Below are 15,418 nucleotides of genomic sequence, written 5' to 3'. Positions count from 1 at the left end.
GCCCGGACCGCATTTGCCAGCCTTGCGTCCCGCGACCGGCGCCGTCACGCTGGCGGCGGACGAATCCCGCCGAAAAGGAGGCAAAGAATGCAGCACGGCCCGACCCTGCCGCCCGCGCGGAACCTGATCGGCGGCGCCTGGCTGCCGGCTGCCTCGGGACGCGAGATGCCGATGATCTCGCCCATCGACGGCCGGCCCTTCGCCGCCATCGCCGATTCCGGGCCGGAGGATGTCGACGCCGCAATCCGCGCCGCCCGCGCCGCCTTCGAGGGGGATTGGGGCCGGCTGACCGCCGCCGAGCGCGGCCGGCTGATGCTGCGCCTGGCCCTGCGCATCGAGGCCGAGGCCGAGGCGCTTGCCCGGCTGGAAACCCACGACAACGGCAAGCCCGTCGCCCAGTCCCGTGCCGACATGGCGGCGCTGGCGCGCTATTTCGAATATTACGGCGGTGCGGCGGACAAGCTGCATGGCGAGGTGATCCCGTTCCTGAACGGCTATGACGTGACGGCGCTGCGCGAGCCGCATGGCGTCACCGGCCATATCATCCCCTGGAACTATCCGGTGCAGATCTTCGGCCGCTCGGTCGGGGCGGCGCTGGCCATGGGCAATGCGACGGTGACCAAGCCGGCCGAGGATGCCTGCCTGACCATCCTGCGCATCGGCGAACTGGCGGCCGAGACCGGCTTTCCGCCCGGCGCCATCAACATCGTCACCGGGCGCGGCGCGGTGGCAGGGCAGGCGCTGGCCGAGCATCCCGGCGTCGATTTCATCAGCTTCACCGGCTCGCCCGAGGTCGGGCAGGCCATCCAGATCGCGGCGGCGCGCAACCACATTCCCTGCACGCTGGAACTGGGCGGCAAGTCGCCGCAGATCGTCTTCGAGGATGCCGATCTTGAGGCCGCGGCCCCGGTCATCGTCAACGCCATCGTGCAGAACGGTGGCCAGACCTGCTCGGCCGGCTCGCGCGTGCTGATCCAGCGCGGCATCTGGGACCGGCTGATGGCGATGCTGGCCGAACGCTTCGCCGCGGTCGTGGCCGGGCCGGCCGAGGGCGCGCTGCTGGGCCCGCTGATCTCGGCCCGGCAGAAGGCGCGGGTCGAACGTTACATCGCCGAGGCCGCAGCCCCGCTGATCGCGCGCGGTGCCGTGGCCGCGGATGCGCCGGCGGCGGGCTTCTATGTCGCGCCGGCGCTGTTCGGGCCGGTCGATCCCCAAAGCCCGCTGGCGCAGGAAGAGATCTTCGGCCCGGTGCTGGCCGCCATCCCCTTCGACACCGAGGCCGAGGCGGTGGCCATCGCCAACGGCACCGAATACGGGCTGGTCGCCGGCATCTGGACGCGCGACGGCGACCGGCAGGCGCGCATGGCCCGCGCCATGCGCTGCGGGCAGGTCTTCATCAACGGCTACGGCGCCGGCGGCGGGATCGAACTGCCCTTCGGCGGGGTGCGCAAATCCGGCCATGGGCGCGAAAAGGGCTTCGTTGCCCTTTACGAATTCTCGCGGCTGAAAACCGTCGTTCATCGTTTCGCATAAAAAAGGGGAAGAGATCATGCGGCTTCAGGGCAAGACGGCATTGGTGACCGGCGGCGGTTCGGGCTTCGGGCGCGGCATTGCCGAGCGTTTCGCGCGCGAGGGCGCGCGGGTGGCGGTGCTGGACATCAACGCCGACACCGCCGGGGCGGTGGCCTCGGGCATCGAGGGCCTCGCCATCCCCTGCGACGTGAGCCGGGGCGATCAGGTCCGCGCGGCGGTGGAGAAGGCGCGCGAGAGCTTCGGCAGCCTCGACATCGTGGTGAACAATGCCGGCTGGACCACGCCGAACGGCCCGCTGCTCGACACCGACGAGGCGGCGTTCCGCAAGATCTACGACATCAACGTGCTGTCGATCTTTCACATGACCCATGCCGTGCTGCCGCATTGGCGGGCGCGCGGGCAGGGGGTGATGATCAATGTCAGCTCGACTGCCGGCATAAGGCCGCGTCCGGGGCTGAGCTGGTATAACTCCTCGAAAGGCGCGGTGAACACCCTGACCCGCAGCCTGGCGGCGGAACTGGCGCCCGAGGGCATCCGGGTGAACGCCATCGCCCCGGTGATGGGCGAGACCGGGATGCTGGAGCGGTTCATGGGCTGCGAGGACACGCCCGAGAACCGCGCCCGCTTCCTTGCCACCATCCCGCTGGGCCGGCTGTCGACGCCGCGCGACATCGCCAACGCGGCGCTTTACCTCGCCTCGGACGAGGCCGATTTCATCACCGGCGTCATCCTCGAGGTCGATGGCGGGCGGACGGTCTAGCCCGCTGCCTGCGCGCGCCGCGTGGCGATGCTGCGCCACAGGAAGGCCAGCACGAACAGCGCCGTCAGCACCAGCACGATGGTCGGTGCAGGCGCGCTGTTCAGCCAGAAGCTGGCCCAGACCCCGCTGACCGCCGCGAAGGCCGCGACGCCGACCGCGGTGGCCAGCATGGCCGGCAGCCGCCGCGTGACCAGGAAGGCCACCGCCCCCGGCGCGATCAGCAGCGCCACCGCCAGGATGATGCCGACCGCGCTGAGCATGGCGACGACGGTGGCCGAGATCATGGCAAGCAGCCCGTAATTCAGCACGGCCAGCGCCAGCCCCGAGACCCGCGCCTGCACCGGGTCGAAGGCCAGAAGCGCGAAGTCCCGCCATTTCAGCACCAGCGCCAGCCCGACCACGGCCGAGATGCCGCCGGCCAGCCGCAGGTCTTCGGGGCCGACGCCCAGCATGTTGCCGAACAGGATGTGATCCAGGTGCAGGTCGGTCCGGATGGCGGTGTAAAGCACCACCCCCAGCCCGAACATGCCCGACATGACCACGCCCAGCACCGTGTCGGCCTTGACCCGGCTGTTGCCCTGCAGCCAGCCCGACAGCATGGCGCAGCCCAGCCCGGCCAGGAAGGCGCCAAGGATCAGCGGCAGGCCGGCGACATGGGCCAGCACCACGCCCGGCAGCACCGCATGGCTGACGGCATCGCCCATCAGCGACCAGCCCTTGAGCACCAGGAAGCAGGACAGAAGCCCGGCGGGCAGGGCGATCATCAGCCCGATCAGCGCCGCGTCGCGCATGAAGGGAAAGGAAAACGGCAGCAGCAGCCAGTCCATCATGCGGCCTCCTCCAGCGCCGCGCGGGCCCGGCGGCGGGCGGCGAGCAGGCCGTGCTTGGGCGCCAGCAGGAAGACGGCCAGGAAGATCAGCGTCTGCAGGCAGACGATCACCCCGCCGGTCGCGCCGTCGAGGAAGAACGAGACATAGGCCCCCAGTGCCGAGGTGGTCGAGCCGATGGCCACCGAGATCAGGATCAGCCGCGGAAAGCGGTCGGTCAGCAGATAGGCGGTCGCGCCCGGCGTCACCACCAGCGCCACGACCAGGAAGGCGCCGACGGTCTGCATCGCCGCCACCGTGCAGGCCGAAAGCAGGGTGAAGAACAGCACCTTCAGCGCCTGCGGGTTCAGCCCGACGGTGCGGGCATGGCTCTCGTCGAAGAACACCACCATCAGGTCGCGCCATTTCGCCGCCAGGATCAGCAGCGAAAGGCCGCCGATCAGCGCCAGCTGCAGCGTGTCGCCGGGGGTGATCGCCAGGATGTTGCCCATGGTGATGGTCTGCACGCTGACCGCCATCGGATTGAGCGAGACCATGAACAGCCCCAGCCCGAAGAAGCCGGTGAAGATCAGCCCGATGATCGCGTCCTCGCGCAATCCGCTGCGCTTGTTCAGGAACAGCATGGTCAGCGCGGCAAGCCCGCCCGACAGGAACGCCCCCAGCGCGAAGGGCAGGCCCAGCATGTAGGCCCCGGCGACGCCCGGCACGATGGAATGCGACAGCGCGTCGCCGATCAGCGACCAGCCTTTGAGCATCAGATAGGCCGAGAGGAAGGCGCAGACCCCGCCGACCAGGGCCGAGACCCAGATCGCATTGGTCATGTAGCCGTATTCGAAGGGCACCAGCAGCGTGCGGATCATTTCGAGGCCGCCTCTTCCTCGCGCGCGCTGCGCTGCCTGTCGTCGTAGAAGACCAGCGGCCGCTCGTCGTCCGACAGCACGGTCAGCGCGCGCGGATCGTCGTCGTCATGCAGGCGCCGCCCGCCCAGCACGAAATGCCGCAGCACGCCGCCGAAGGCCAGGCGCAGGTTGTCGGGGGTAAAGACCTCGGCCGTCGGCCCATGGGCCAGCACGGTGTTCTTCACCAGCACCACCCGGTCGCAATATTCCGGCACCGAGCCGAGGTCGTGGGTCGAGACCAGCATGACCCGTCCCTCCTCCCGCATCTGCTGCAACAGCGCGATGATGGCGGATTCGGTCTTGACGTCCACGCCGGTGAAGGGCTCGTCCAGCAGGATGACCCGGGCGCCCTGCGCCAAGGCCCGGGCCAGGAAGACGCGCTTCTTCTGCCCGCCCGAAAGCTCGCCGATCTGGCGGTGGCGGAAATCCTGCATGTTCACGCGCGCCAGCGCCTCGTCCACGGCGCAGCGGTCCTCGGGCCGCGCGCGGCGCAGGAAGCCCATATGGCCGTAGCGGCCCATCATCACCACGTCCTCGACCAGCACCGGGAAGGTCCAGTCCACCTCCTCGGCCTGCGGGACATAGGCGATCAGGTTCCGGCGCAGCGCCTGCGGCACGGTCAGGCCCAGCACCCGCACCTTGCCGGCGGCGGCCGGCACGAAGCCCATCAGCGCCTTGAACAGCGTGGATTTCCCCGAGCCGTTCACCCCCACCAGCGCCGTGACCGAGGCTTGCGGCACCGAAAAGCTGGCATCGCGCAAGGCGGTGAAGCCGTTGCGATAGGCCACCGTCAGGTTGGATACCGCGATGCCGGGGGCGTCATCCATCGGACAGCCCCTTGACGATGGTCTCGGACGTCACGCGCAGCAGGTCCAGATAGGTCGGCACCGGCCCGTCCGGATCGGACAGGCTGTCGACGTAAAGCACGCCGCCATAGCGCGCCCCGGTCTCGGCGGCGATCTGCCGGGCCGGGCGGTCCGAGACGGTGCTTTCCGAGAACACCACCGGAATCCGGTGCTGCTTGATCGCATCGACGACGCGGCGCACCTGCTGGGGTGTGCCCTGGGCATCGGCGTTGATCGGCCACAGGAACAGCTCGTTCAGGTGGAAATCGCGCGCAAGGTAAGAGAAGGCGCCCTCCGATGTCACCAGCCAGCGCCGTTCCTCGGGCAGGGCGCGGGCGGCGTCGCGCAGCGGACCGATGGTGCGCGCGATCTCGCCCTTGTAGCGGCCGGCATTGGCGCGATAGCTGCCCTCGCCCTCGGGATCGACCTGGGACAGGGCGGCGGCGATGTTGTCCACATAGACCAGCGCCGTATCCAGCGCCATCCAGGCATGCGGGTTGGGCTTGCCGTCGTATTGCCCGCCCGAGATCGGCATCGGTTCGATCCTCTCGGTCAGCGTGGCCGAGGGCAGGTCGCCCAGGTTGCGCAGGAACTGCTCGAACCACAGCTCGAGGTTCAGCCCGTTGCGCAGGATCAGGCGGGCGTCGCGGGCGCCGATCAGGTCGCTGGGCGTCGGTTCGTAATTGTGGATCTCGGCCCCCGGCTTGGTGATCGAGACCACCTCGGCCCGGTCGCCCGCCACGTTGCGCGCCATGTCGGCGATGATGGTGAAGGTGGTCGCCACCTTGAGCCGGCCCGCCTGCGCCAGCGCCGGGGCGGGAAGGATGGCGGGGGCGGCAAGCCCGGCAAGGGCCGTGGTCAGGAATGTTCTGCGTTTCATGATCCGATTCTTCTGCTCTGGGCCTCGTTCTGCCGCTGTTATCTGCGAATGATTCTCAACTGTCAAGCCAGTTGCAATTTCTTCGCATCTGGGCCAGAAAACCGCATGGAGATCGAGCCCCGTGCCCAAGCCTTCGAGGACGCGCTGCGCCGTGCCGGCGTGCGCATCACCCGCCAGCGCGCCGCGCTGCTGCGGGTGCTGGCGGCGGCCGAGGATCATCCCGACGCGACGCAGCTGCATCAGCGGGCGACGGCCGCCGGGGCAGGGGTGTCGCTGGCGACGGTCTATCGCACGCTTTCCGCGCTCGAAGCGCAGGGCGTGATCCAGAAGCTGGAATTCGAGGGCGAGCCGGCGCGGTTCGAGCCCGCCGACGGCACCCATCACGACCACATGATCGACGTCGAGACCGGCGAGGTGATGGAATTCGTCAACGAGCGTATCGAGCGGCTGCAGGCCGAGATCGCCGCCGAGATGGGCTACGAGATCGTCCGCCACCGGCTGGAGCTTTACGTCCGGCGCCGCCGATGAGCCTGACGGTCTTCGACAAGATCATCTCGGATCGCGGCTCGCGCTATGCGGTGTCGGGCGGGCCGGCGCGGACCCGGGCCGAGGCCGAGGCGCTGCTGGCCGAGCTGAAGCGCAACAAGCGTTTCGCCAAGGCCACGCATAACAGCTGGGCCGCGATCCTGTCGGGCGAGGCGCTGCGCGACGACGACGGCGAAAGCGGCGCCGGCCAGATCATCCTGCAGATGCTGGAACGCGCCGGGCTGACCGACCATGTGGTGATCGTGACGCGCTGGTATGGCGGCAAGCATCTGGGCGGCGACCGCTTTCGCCACGTCGTCGATGCGGTGCGGCATTATCTGGCGCAGAGCGGGCGCTAGCCTTCGCGTCCGACCGCATGGGCCTGCAGCAGCTCCAGCGGCACGATCTCCAGCGTGCGGGCATGGGTGGCCTCCAGCACCACCTCGGGCGCGGCGAATTCCTGCGCCGCCTGCAGGAAGCGGGCAGCGCAAAGGCACCAGCGGTCGCCCGGCTTCAGCCCCGGAAAGCGGAATTCGGGCCGCGGCGTGCTCAGGTCGTTGCCCAGGTATTTCGACAGCGCCAGGAACTCGGCGGTGACGATGACGCAGACCGTGTGCCGGCCGCGATCCTCGGGGCCGGTATTGCAGCAGCCGTCGCGGAAGAATCCGGTCAGCGGCGCGGTCGAGCAGGTCTCGAGCCTGCCGCCAAGAACGTTGAGCGCGGGGTCCATCACAGGGTCTCCTTCGGCTGCCAGCCGATCCAGCGGCCGTGGAAATCCGCCCGGCCGAGGCTCCATTCGCGCATCCCGCCGCCGCTCCAGAGTCGCAGGACCAGCGCCGCGCCCTCGCCGCCATCGGCCTCCATCGACAGATGCGCCAGCGGCCGGTCGGGACTTGCCCCGTCCCCGGCGGCCCGCAGCGCGGATTCGACGAGCGCCCGCGTGGGGGCGGGAAAATACTGCGCCGCCACGGTATGATAGACAAGCCTGCCATGCGCGCAAGGCTCGGCAAGCCGGGCCGCGAGCCATGCGCCGGCATCGCCGCGATCCACCTGCGGCGGATGCCGCCCGGCCAGCGCCAGCGCCGCCTGCATCCGCTCCAGCCGCGCCCGCTGATCCGCCCAGACATAGGCCAGCAGCCGCAAACCGTCCCGCGCCGGGTCCAGCGGGTTCAGGTCCACGCCGCGGGCCGCGCCGATCGCCAGAGCCGCTGGGGCCGGGGCCGCGCCGCGCCATTGCGGGTTCAGCCAGACGGACTCCCCCTCGTCGGCCAGCAGGGACGGGGCGTATTCCTCTGCATCCCCAAGCCGGTAGCGTGGAAAGTTCAGGTTGAGTCCCGCGCTGGCGCCCAGCTCCAGCAGGTCGAAGCGGCGCCCGGGCAGCAGGGCGCCGATAAACCAGCAGGCCGCGATCAGCGCCGCGGCCCGGGCGACCTCGTTGGTCTGCGGCGCATGCTCGACCCATTCGAGCATATGCGCTTCATCGCGATGAATTGCCTGTGAAATCCTGTCATGCAGCCGGTCATCGTCGGGTTCGGCATAGGCCTGGGCGAGTTCCGGGTCGCGTCCGGTCAGGACCAGCGCGTGCAGCGCCCCGCAAAGCCGCAGCGGCACCGAGTCGGCGCGGTGGCTGGCATCGCCGGGCCATGTCCGCACCCGGCGCGCCAGCGCCCCGTCATCCCCGGCCAGGATCAGCGCCAGCTGCTCGCAGACCCGCGCCGTCAGGGGAGAGCCGAGCGCGCGGCAGGCTTCGGCCTGCAGGGCGAATGCCGCGCGCCAGGCGGTCACCGGAACCGCTCGGTCAGCGCCCTCAGGCGGTCGGAAAGGCTGGGCGGCTCGGCGGCGGAATCGTTGGCGGGTTTCGCCGCGGGCTTGGCCGGCGACGCCTTGCCGGGAAGGTCCGGCCGCGTGCCGCTGTTGCGCGCCGGCGCCACCCGCGCCGCGACCGCGTTCATGAAGCGCGCATCCTCGCCGGCGGCCAGCGCCGCCGCCCCGTCCGAGATGCCGCGCAGCAGGTCGTCCAGCCCGGCCTGCTCGGCCTTGGCGAAATCCGACAGCACGTAGCCGGCGACGCGGTCCTTGTCGCCGGGATGGCCGATGCCGATGCGCAGCCGGCGATAGCCCTCGCCGATATGCTGGTGCAGCGAGCGCAGCCCGTTATGCCCGGCATGTCCGCCGCCGGTCTTGAGCCGCACCTTGCCCGGCGCGAGGTCCAGCTCGTCATGCAGCACGATCACGTCCTGGGGCGCGAGCTTCAGATAGCGCATCGCCTCGCCGACCGACTGGCCGGACAGGTTCATGAAGGTGCCGGGCTTGAGCAGGGCGACCCGCTCCTCGCCCAGCCGGCCCTCGCAAACCTCGCCCTGGAAGCGGCTGCGCCAGGGGGGGAAGCCGTGGTCCGAGGCGATGCGCTCCACCGCCATGAAGCCCACATTGTGCCGGTTGGCTGCGTATTTCGCGCCCGGATTGCCCAGGCCGACGATCAGTTTCATGCGTCTCTCCGTCGCTCGGGCGCCAGATTACCGGCCTGGCCGAAAAGGGGCAAATTTTATCGCTCTCTTGTCCTCGCGGCCCGGCGTTACTAAGACTCTGTCAACCTTTCGCGTCTAAGAGCGGTCCCGGGGGACAAGGCCCTTGGGACGAATCGCGAAACGGGCAGGCCAGGCAGGGACAAAAGCAAGGACAGACATGCACGATCCGGCAGAATTCTACATGAACACGCTCGTCCCCATGGTCGTCGAACAGACCAGCCGCGGCGAACGTGCCTATGACATCTTCTCGCGCCTGCTGAAGGAAAGGATCATCTTCCTCTCCGGCCCGGTGCATGACGGCATGGCGACGCTGATCTCGGCGCAGCTCCTGTTCCTTGAGGCGGAGAACCCGACCAAGGACATCAGCATGTATATCAACAGCCCCGGCGGCGTGGTGACCGCGGGCCTGTCGATCTATGACACGATGCAATACATCAGGCCGCGCGTCTCGACCCTGGTGGTCGGGCAGGCGGCCTCGATGGGCTCGCTGCTTCTGTGCGCCGGCCAGCCGGGGCATCGCTTCTCGCTTCCGAACAGCCGCATCATGGTGCACCAGCCCTCGGGCGGCTTCCAGGGCCAGGCCACCGACATCCTGATCCACGCGCGCGAGACCGAAAAGCTCAAGCGCCGCCTGAACGAGATCTATGTCGCTCATACCGGCCGCACCCTGGAGGAAGTCGAGGAGGCGCTGGAGCGCGACCGCTTCATGTCGCCCCAAGAGGCCAAGGACTGGGGTCTGATCGACGAGATCCTGACGGCGCGCGGCAAGGCCGAGCCGGACAAGTGATCACGGCTTCGGGAAGCTGCCGGGGCTGGCGTTTTGGGGATTGTGACGGGCCGGGGTGGCTCGTAACATGATGGCGACGCGGGACGTGGTCCGACCATGTCCGAAACAGGCGGTCGTCCGGCGCTTTTGCCGGGCCTCCGGGGCAATACGAGGATGAACTGATGGCCAATCCGACCGGCGGCGACAGCAAGAACACGCTCTACTGCAGCTTCTGCGGCAAGAGCCAGCATGAGGTGCGCAAGCTGATTGCCGGTCCGACCGTGTTCATCTGCGATGAATGCGTCGAGCTTTGCATGGACATCATCCGCGAAGAGACCAAGACTTCGGCGTTGAAGTCCGGCGACGGCGTGCCCAGCCCGCGCGAGATCTGCAACGTGCTGGACGATTACGTCATCGGCCAGGAACATGCCAAGCGCGTGCTCTCGGTCGCGGTGCACAACCACTACAAGCGGCTGAACCACAGCTCCAAGAGCGATATCGAGCTGGCGAAGTCGAACATCCTGCTGATCGGCCCGACCGGCTGCGGCAAGACGCTGCTGGCCCAGACGCTGGCGCGCATCCTGGACGTGCCCTTCACCATGGCCGACGCCACCACGCTGACCGAGGCCGGCTATGTCGGCGAGGATGTGGAAAACATCATCCTGAAGCTGCTGCAGGCCAGCGAATACAATGTCGAGCGGGCGCAGCGCGGCATCGTCTATATCGACGAGGTCGACAAGATCACCCGCAAGTCCGACAATCCCTCGATCACCCGCGACGTCTCGGGCGAGGGCGTGCAGCAGGCGCTGCTGAAGATCATGGAGGGCACGGTCGCCTCGGTGCCGCCCCAGGGCGGGCGCAAGCATCCGCAGCAGGAATTCCTGCAGGTGGACACGACCAACATCCTGTTCATCTGCGGCGGCGCCTTCGCCGGGCTGGACCGCATCATCGCGCAGCGCAACAAGGGCACGGCGATGGGCTTCGGCGCCGCGGTCAAGGAAGACGACGACAAGGGCGTGGGCGAGCTCTTCAAGCAGCTCGAACCCGAGGATCTGCTGAAATTCGGCCTGATCCCGGAATTCGTCGGCCGCCTGCCGGTCATCGCCACCCTGGGCGACCTGGACGAATCGGCGCTGATCACCATCCTGACCCAGCCCAAGAACGCGCTGGTCAAGCAGTATCAGCGGCTCTTCGATCTGGAGGGCGTGAAGCTGACCTTCACCGAGGATGCGCTGACCGCCATCGCCCGCCGCGCCATCAAGCGCAAGACCGGCGCCCGCGGGCTGCGCTCGATCATGGAGGACATTCTGCTCGACACCATGTTCGACCTGCCCGGCATGGACAGCGTCGAGGAGGTGGTGGTCAACGAGGAGGCGGTGGACAATCCCACGGCCAAGCCGCTGCTGATCCACACGGATGCGAAAAAGGAAACCGCGACCGCGGGCTGACGCGCGACGCGGGCGCAGCAACGGGCCAGAAGGGGCGGGGCGCGCGCAAGCTGCGGCAACGGTCCTTGCCAGGGCGCCGGGAGGACTCGCGCCATCATCGGCCGTGCCGCCAGCATTGCCGGCTGTTCGCGCAAGTTCGCCTTCGCGCAAGCGTGTCGATCGCGTGGATGGTCAGCACGGCCGGCGCCGCATGTCGCGGCCGCAGGCTGTGGGCGGGGTGCTGAGCTTGCCGAGAAACCGCAGCCGCCGCGCCGCCGATGAAGGATGCGACCGGTCTTGGGTCAGGATCGCTTTGCCGCTCGCGGCGCCGCGTGGTCGGCGGCCGCTTCGGGCGTTTACTGTGGCGGCGTGGCCGGTTGGGACAGGCGAAACGCCTCGGCGCCGTAACGGGCAGGGCGGGCACCGCTTGTCGGGGCTCGCGGCCGGCGAGGCCCTGCGGCGATCCGTCCGCCGGCGGCTGGCGGTCCAAGCCTCTCTGGACCTTGGCCGCAACTTGCGCCATATCTCGGCCGACACCCTATGAAGAGGTTCGCACCCATGTCGTTTCTGCTTCGCTTTCTGACCTGGTGGAACAGCCAGACCCTGAACACCCAGGTCTGGACCAAGCTTTACGGCGCAAAGGTCGGAGAGGACGATCAGGGCAACATCTATTACCAGTCCCGCGACAGCAAGCGGCGCTGGGTGATCTATAACGGCGAAGCCGAGGCGAGCCGGGTGTCGCCGGAATGGCACGGCTGGCTGCACCACACCTTCCAGGAGCCGCCGACCAGCGAGCCGCTGGCCCACAAGCCTTGGGAAAAGCCGCATGAGCCGAACCAGACCGGCACGCCGGCGGCCTATCATCCGGCCGGTTCGCTCTATCGTGCCCAGCCGGTCGAGCGCCGCGACTACGACGCCTGGCAGCCCGAGTAAGCCCATGAACAGCGCCGCGGAACGAGCCGAGCTTTGGGTTGGCGCGGCCGTTCTGGCCGTGGCGGCCGGCTTTCTGGTCTGGTCCACCTCGGGCGGCAGCCGGCTCGCCGCGCAGCTGGGCGGCGGCTATGAGCTGCGCGCGGCCTTTCCCAATGTCGACGGCATCGAGGTCGGCACCGATGTGCGGGTGGCGGGCGTCCGGGTCGGGCGGGTCGTCGCCGTCGACCTGAACCCGCAGACCTATCTGGCCGAGGCGCGGCTGCGCCTGCCCGAATCCATCCGCCTGCCCGCCGACAGCGCCGCGCTGATCCAGTCGGACGGGCTGCTGGGCGGCGCCTATATCGAGCTGCAGCCCGGCGGGGCGCCCGAGGACCTCGAGCCCGGCGCCGAGATCGAGGATGTGCAGGGCGCGGTCAGCCTGATCTCGCTGATGATGAAATTCGTGGATTCGCAAAGTTCGGAGGACGGCCAATGACGCATCTTTTGCCCCGCGCCTGCCTGTGCCTGCTGCTGGCCGCCGGCCCCGCCCTGGCCCAGTCTCCCGAGGAGGAGGACCTGGCCGAGGATCAGCAACTGATGGTCGATCCGGCCTTCAGCGACGACCCCGAGGCGGTGGTCCCGGCCGAGCCCTCGGCAGCCGAGCGTCAGCGGGCGGCCGAGCAGGCCCGGGGCCCGGAAACCGCGCGCGGCAGCGGCGCGCAGCTGCGCGGGCTCGACAAGATCACCGGCAGGACCGAGGATTTCACCCTGACCGTGGGGGAATCGGTCGCCTTCGGCCGGCTCGAGGTCAACCTGGCCGAATGCCGCTATCCGGCCGCCGACCCGACCTCGGACGCCTATGCCGAGCTGACGATCACCGACAGCCGGGCCAATGCGCGGCTGTTCGCCGGCTGGATGATCGCCTCGTCCCCGGCGCTCTCGGCGCTGGACGATTCGCGTTACGATGTCTGGGTGATTTCCTGCACCAGGGCTTGAAGCCCGGGCAGCGCATGCGCGGTGAAATCCGCCCGGACCTGCAGCGCCGCCGCCAGCCGCCGGCGATAATCCATCCGCATGATGGTCTGCCCGCCCATCGAGGCCAGGTGCGGGCTGGGATATTGCGTGTCCCACAGCGTGAAGCCGCAGCGCGCCAGATGCGAGGACATCCAGATCAGCGCCGCCTTTGAGGCATTGGTCCGGCGCGAGAACATGCTTTCGGCAAAGAAGGCCCCGCCCAGCGTCAGCCCGAACATGCCGCCGATCAGCGCGTCGCCGGCGCGGATCTCCAGCGAATGCGCGTGCCCCATGCGGAACAGGTCCCGGTAGAGCGCGAAGAGCGGCGCGTTGATCCAGGTCTCGGCCCGGTCGGCGCAGCCCTCGACGACGCCCGCGAAGTCCTGGTCGATGGTCGCCCGCCAGTCGCAGCGCCGCAGAAAGCGCCGCATCGAGCGCGAGACATGCACCCCGCCCACCGGCAGGATGCCGCGCAGCGCCGGCTCGAACCAGTAGAGCTGCGAATCCGTGGCGGATTGCGCCATCGGGAACACGCCCTGGGCATAGGCGGCCAGCATCCGTTCGGCGGTCAGGCCCCCGCTCATGCGCAGGGCCTCTGTCGCGCCGGCAGCCGCATCGGTCAGGCGGCGGCCATCTCGGCCAGCCAGCGTTCCAGCCAGTGGATCGAATAATCGCCGCGCTGGATGTCGGGATTCTCGATCAGCGCCCGGAACAGCGGCACGGTGGTGTCGATCCCGTCCACGATCAGCTCGCCGAGCGCCCGGTTCAGCCGCGCCAGCGCCTCTTCCCGGTCGCGGCCGTGCACGATCAGCTTGCCGATCAGGCTGTCGTAGAAGGGCGGGATGCGATAGCCGTCATAGATCGCCGAATCCATCCGCACGCCCAGCCCCCCGGGCGCGTGATATTGCGAGATGGTGCCGGGCGAGGGGGTGAAGTTCGGCAGTTTCTCGGCATTGATCCGCACCTCGATGGCATGGCCGGAGATCTTCAGATCCTCCTGGCGGAACTCCATCTCTTCGCCGGCGGCGACCAGGATCTGCTGGCGCACCAGATCGACGCCGAAGATCGCCTCGGTCACGGGATGCTCGACCTGCAGGCGGGTGTTCATCTCGATGAAATAGAATTCGCCGTCCTCGAACAGGAACTCGATGGTGCCGGCGCCGCGATAGCCGATCTTGGCCATGGCATTGGCGCAGATGCCGCCGATCCGGGCGCGCTGCTCGGCGGTGATGACCGGGCCGGGGGCTTCCTCCAGCACCTTCTGGTGGCGGCGCTGCAGCGAACAGTCGCGCTCGCCCAGATGCACCGCGCGGCCGCGACCGTCGCCGAAGACCTGGATCTCGATATGGCGCGGGCGCTGCAGGTATTTCTCGATATAGACCTCGTCATTGCCGAAGGCCGCCTTGGCCTCGGCACGGGCGGTGCGGAAGGCGTTTTCCAGCGCGGCCTCGTCATGGGCGACCTTCATGCCGCGCCCGCCGCCGCCGGCGGTGGCCTTGATGATGACCGGATAGCCGATCCGGGCGGCGATCTGCCGGGCCGCGGCCACGTCCGCCACCCCGCCGTCCGAGCCGGGCACCACCGGAATGCCCAGCGATTTCGCGGTTTCCTTGGCGGTGATCTTGTCGCCCATGATGCGGATATGTTCCGCCGAAGGGCCGATGAAGGTGATGCCGTGATCCTCGACCATCTGCACGAAGCCGGCATTCTCGGAGAGGAAGCCATAGCCGGGATGGATGGCCTGGGCACCGGTAATCTCGCAGGCCGAGATGATGGCCGGCTGCGACAGGTAGCTGTCGGTCGAGGGCGGCGGACCGATGCAGACCGATTCGTCGGCCATGCGCACATGCATGGCATCGGCATCGGCGGTGGAATGCACCGCAACCGAGGCGATGCCCATCTCGCGGCAGGCGCGGATCACGCGAAGCGCGATCTCGCCGCGGTTGGCGATCAGGATCTTGTCGAACATCCCGGCCTCACTCGACGACCATCAGGGGGGCGCCGAATTCGACCGGGCTGCCGTCGTCGACCAGGATGCGCTTGACCGTGCCCGAGCGGGGCGAGGGGATATGATTCATGGTCTTCATCGCCTCGACGATCATCAGCGTCTCGCCCTCCTTCACCTGCTGGCCGATGCTGACGAAGGGCGTCGCGCCGGGCTCGGGCGCCAGATAGGCGGTGCCGACCATGGGCGAGGTGACGACGCCGGGCAGGCTGGCCGGGTCCTCGTTGCCGGTCGGGGCCGGGGCGGCGGAAGCCGCGGGGGCGGCCGGAGCGGCGGGCGCCGGGGCGGCGGCGGGCGCGGCCATGGCCTGGATGATCTGCTTGTTCTGCTTGGAGAGGCTGACGGTCAGCCGGTCGTTCTCGTCATATTCGCGCTTGACGGTCAGCTCGGTCAGCTCGTTGCGATTGAGCAGTTCGGCCAGGGCTTGGATGAAGGCGACATCGCCCTCGTGATGGCGCTTCTCGTGACCAGCGTTCTTGGATTCGTCGCTCATGCCG

Annotated in this window: 19 protein-coding genes; 9 read left to right on the top strand and 10 right to left on the bottom strand. The window is 68.8% G+C overall.

Features of this window, described 5'->3' with window-relative positions:
* The first annotated feature begins 87 nt into the window (after positions 1–87).
* Both LOS78_RS04505 and LOS78_RS04500 read left to right on the top strand, forming a co-directional pair.
* Positions 88–1,533 (top strand): aldehyde dehydrogenase family protein, encoded by a 1,446-nt coding sequence (locus tag LOS78_RS04505; protein WP_230375753.1) that lies wholly within the window; start codon positions 88–90, stop codon positions 1,531–1,533.
* 16 nt (positions 1,534–1,549) lie between these two features.
* Complete coding sequence (locus LOS78_RS04500; RefSeq protein WP_028717571.1) at positions 1,550–2,293, top strand: SDR family oxidoreductase; 744 nt, start codon at positions 1,550–1,552, stop codon at positions 2,291–2,293.
* On the opposite strand, the gene LOS78_RS04495 is transcribed toward LOS78_RS04500, so the two are convergent.
* From LOS78_RS04495 to LOS78_RS04480, 4 genes are read right to left on the bottom strand one after another with little or no spacing between them, the layout of a single operon-like run.
* Entirely contained in the window at positions 2,290–3,120 is an 831-nt protein-coding gene (locus tag LOS78_RS04495; RefSeq protein WP_230376967.1) for a metal ABC transporter permease, read from the bottom strand. The two genes, LOS78_RS04500 and LOS78_RS04495, sit on opposite strands and share 4 nt — an antisense overlap.
* Positions 3,120–3,980 carry a metal ABC transporter permease gene (locus LOS78_RS04490; RefSeq protein WP_028711169.1) on the bottom strand — a complete coding sequence of 287 codons (861 nt, stop codon included), beginning with the start codon at positions 3,978–3,980 and terminating at the stop codon, positions 3,120–3,122. The genes LOS78_RS04495 and LOS78_RS04490 overlap by 1 nt, the downstream gene beginning before the upstream one ends.
* Positions 3,977–4,846 carry a manganese/iron ABC transporter ATP-binding protein gene (locus tag LOS78_RS04485; RefSeq protein WP_230375751.1) on the bottom strand — a complete coding sequence of 290 codons (870 nt, stop codon included), beginning with the start codon at positions 4,844–4,846 and terminating at the stop codon, positions 3,977–3,979. The genes LOS78_RS04490 and LOS78_RS04485 overlap by 4 nt, the downstream gene beginning before the upstream one ends.
* Complete coding sequence (locus LOS78_RS04480; protein ID WP_230375749.1) at positions 4,839–5,744, bottom strand: metal ABC transporter substrate-binding protein; 906 nt, start codon at positions 5,742–5,744, stop codon at positions 4,839–4,841. Before LOS78_RS04480 ends, LOS78_RS04485 begins: the two co-directional genes overlap by 8 nt.
* 105 nt (positions 5,745–5,849) lie before the next feature.
* Here LOS78_RS04480 and LOS78_RS04475 point away from each other — a divergent pair, with 105 nt between their 5' ends.
* Positions 5,850–6,272, top strand: a complete 423-nt coding sequence (locus LOS78_RS04475) for a Fur family transcriptional regulator (RefSeq protein ID WP_230375747.1) — start codon at positions 5,850–5,852, stop codon at positions 6,270–6,272.
* On the top strand, positions 6,269–6,628 hold the full coding sequence (locus LOS78_RS04470) for a YigZ family protein (protein WP_198019299.1): 360 nt from the start codon (positions 6,269–6,271) through the stop codon (positions 6,626–6,628). The genes LOS78_RS04475 and LOS78_RS04470 overlap by 4 nt, the downstream gene beginning before the upstream one ends.
* On the opposite strand, the gene LOS78_RS04465 is transcribed toward LOS78_RS04470, so the two are convergent.
* From LOS78_RS04465 to pth, 3 genes are read right to left on the bottom strand one after another with little or no spacing between them, the layout of a single operon-like run.
* Positions 6,625–6,999, bottom strand: coding sequence for a DUF2237 family protein (locus LOS78_RS04465; RefSeq protein WP_156929395.1), 375 nt, complete (start codon positions 6,997–6,999; stop codon positions 6,625–6,627). The genes LOS78_RS04470 and LOS78_RS04465 overlap by 4 nt on opposite strands.
* A complete protein-coding gene (locus LOS78_RS04460; protein ID WP_230375745.1) occupies positions 6,999–8,054 on the bottom strand; it encodes a DUF2332 domain-containing protein in 1,056 nt (351 codons plus the stop codon). Before LOS78_RS04460 ends, LOS78_RS04465 begins: the two co-directional genes overlap by 1 nt.
* Positions 8,051–8,758 carry an aminoacyl-tRNA hydrolase gene (gene pth, locus LOS78_RS04455; RefSeq protein WP_230375744.1) on the bottom strand — a complete coding sequence of 236 codons (708 nt, stop codon included), beginning with the start codon at positions 8,756–8,758 and terminating at the stop codon, positions 8,051–8,053. The genes LOS78_RS04460 and pth overlap by 4 nt, the downstream gene beginning before the upstream one ends.
* Positions 8,759–8,954: 196 nt before the next feature.
* Here pth and LOS78_RS04450 point away from each other — a divergent pair, with 196 nt between their 5' ends.
* The 5 genes from LOS78_RS04450 to LOS78_RS04430 all read left to right on the top strand — a co-directional run bounded on the left by LOS78_RS04450 (position 8,955) and on the right by LOS78_RS04430 (position 12,898).
* A complete protein-coding gene (locus LOS78_RS04450) occupies positions 8,955–9,584 on the top strand; it encodes an ATP-dependent Clp protease proteolytic subunit (protein ID WP_230375743.1) in 630 nt (209 codons plus the stop codon).
* Between the two features lie 161 nt (positions 9,585–9,745).
* Positions 9,746–11,011 (top strand): ATP-dependent Clp protease ATP-binding subunit ClpX, encoded by a 1,266-nt coding sequence (clpX, locus tag LOS78_RS04445; protein WP_028711160.1) that lies wholly within the window; start codon positions 9,746–9,748, stop codon positions 11,009–11,011.
* 537 nt (positions 11,012–11,548) lie between these two features.
* Positions 11,549–11,923, top strand: a complete 375-nt coding sequence (locus LOS78_RS04440) for an NADH:ubiquinone oxidoreductase subunit NDUFA12 (RefSeq protein WP_230375742.1) — start codon at positions 11,549–11,551, stop codon at positions 11,921–11,923.
* A 4-nt stretch (positions 11,924–11,927) separates the two neighbouring features.
* Positions 11,928–12,398, top strand: a complete 471-nt coding sequence (gene mlaD / locus LOS78_RS04435) for an outer membrane lipid asymmetry maintenance protein MlaD (RefSeq protein WP_028711158.1) — start codon at positions 11,928–11,930, stop codon at positions 12,396–12,398.
* A complete protein-coding gene (locus tag LOS78_RS04430) occupies positions 12,395–12,898 on the top strand; it encodes a DUF2155 domain-containing protein (protein WP_230375739.1) in 504 nt (167 codons plus the stop codon). The genes mlaD and LOS78_RS04430 overlap by 4 nt, the downstream gene beginning before the upstream one ends.
* Here the strand turns inward: LOS78_RS04430 and aat are convergent.
* Genes aat through accB form a run of 3 tightly spaced genes read right to left on the bottom strand, consistent with a single transcriptional unit; the run spans position 12,862 to position 15,414 of the window.
* Complete coding sequence (gene aat, locus LOS78_RS04425; RefSeq protein ID WP_230375737.1) at positions 12,862–13,500, bottom strand: leucyl/phenylalanyl-tRNA--protein transferase; 639 nt, start codon at positions 13,498–13,500, stop codon at positions 12,862–12,864. The two genes, LOS78_RS04430 and aat, sit on opposite strands and share 37 nt — an antisense overlap.
* Positions 13,501–13,535: 35 nt before the next feature.
* Positions 13,536–14,885, bottom strand: coding sequence for an acetyl-CoA carboxylase biotin carboxylase subunit (gene accC / locus LOS78_RS04420; RefSeq protein WP_028711155.1), 1,350 nt, complete (start codon positions 14,883–14,885; stop codon positions 13,536–13,538).
* Positions 14,886–14,892: 7 nt separating this feature from the next.
* Positions 14,893–15,414, bottom strand: coding sequence for an acetyl-CoA carboxylase biotin carboxyl carrier protein (gene accB / locus LOS78_RS04415; protein ID WP_230375713.1), 522 nt, complete (start codon positions 15,412–15,414; stop codon positions 14,893–14,895).
* Positions 15,415–15,418 lie beyond the last annotated feature (4 nt).

The sequence above is a fragment of the Paracoccus sp. MA genome (assembly GCF_020990385.1).
Taxonomy (GTDB): Bacteria; Pseudomonadota; Alphaproteobacteria; order Rhodobacterales; family Rhodobacteraceae; genus Paracoccus.
Note: the sequence above shows the minus strand (reverse complement) of the source record. Positions and strands in the feature narration are given on the sequence as shown.

Coding starts and splice junctions, on each gene's coding strand:
- LOS78_RS04470 (WP_198019299.1), top strand. CDS start 6,269: ATGAGCCTGACGGTCTTCGACAAGATCATCTCGGATCGCGGCTCGCGC.
- LOS78_RS04480 (WP_230375749.1), bottom strand. CDS start 5,744: ATGAAACGCAGAACATTCCTGACCACGGCCCTTGCCGGGCTTGCCGCC.
- LOS78_RS04505 (WP_230375753.1), top strand. CDS start 88: ATGCAGCACGGCCCGACCCTGCCGCCCGCGCGGAACCTGATCGGCGGC.
- LOS78_RS04490 (WP_028711169.1), bottom strand. CDS start 3,980: ATGATCCGCACGCTGCTGGTGCCCTTCGAATACGGCTACATGACCAAT.
- LOS78_RS04500 (WP_028717571.1), top strand. CDS start 1,550: ATGCGGCTTCAGGGCAAGACGGCATTGGTGACCGGCGGCGGTTCGGGC.
- LOS78_RS04440 (WP_230375742.1), top strand. CDS start 11,549: ATGTCGTTTCTGCTTCGCTTTCTGACCTGGTGGAACAGCCAGACCCTG.
- LOS78_RS04495 (WP_230376967.1), bottom strand. CDS start 3,120: ATGGACTGGCTGCTGCTGCCGTTTTCCTTTCCCTTCATGCGCGACGCG.
- LOS78_RS04475 (WP_230375747.1), top strand. CDS start 5,850: ATGGAGATCGAGCCCCGTGCCCAAGCCTTCGAGGACGCGCTGCGCCGT.
- pth (WP_230375744.1), bottom strand. CDS start 8,758: ATGAAACTGATCGTCGGCCTGGGCAATCCGGGCGCGAAATACGCAGCC.
- LOS78_RS04430 (WP_230375739.1), top strand. CDS start 12,395: ATGACGCATCTTTTGCCCCGCGCCTGCCTGTGCCTGCTGCTGGCCGCC.
- LOS78_RS04465 (WP_156929395.1), bottom strand. CDS start 6,999: ATGGACCCCGCGCTCAACGTTCTTGGCGGCAGGCTCGAGACCTGCTCG.
- mlaD (WP_028711158.1), top strand. CDS start 11,928: ATGAACAGCGCCGCGGAACGAGCCGAGCTTTGGGTTGGCGCGGCCGTT.
- accB (WP_230375713.1), bottom strand. CDS start 15,414: ATGAGCGACGAATCCAAGAACGCTGGTCACGAGAAGCGCCATCACGAG.
- clpX (WP_028711160.1), top strand. CDS start 9,746: ATGGCCAATCCGACCGGCGGCGACAGCAAGAACACGCTCTACTGCAGC.
- aat (WP_230375737.1), bottom strand. CDS start 13,500: ATGAGCGGGGGCCTGACCGCCGAACGGATGCTGGCCGCCTATGCCCAG.
- accC (WP_028711155.1), bottom strand. CDS start 14,885: ATGTTCGACAAGATCCTGATCGCCAACCGCGGCGAGATCGCGCTTCGC.
- LOS78_RS04450 (WP_230375743.1), top strand. CDS start 8,955: ATGCACGATCCGGCAGAATTCTACATGAACACGCTCGTCCCCATGGTC.
- LOS78_RS04485 (WP_230375751.1), bottom strand. CDS start 4,846: ATGGATGACGCCCCCGGCATCGCGGTATCCAACCTGACGGTGGCCTAT.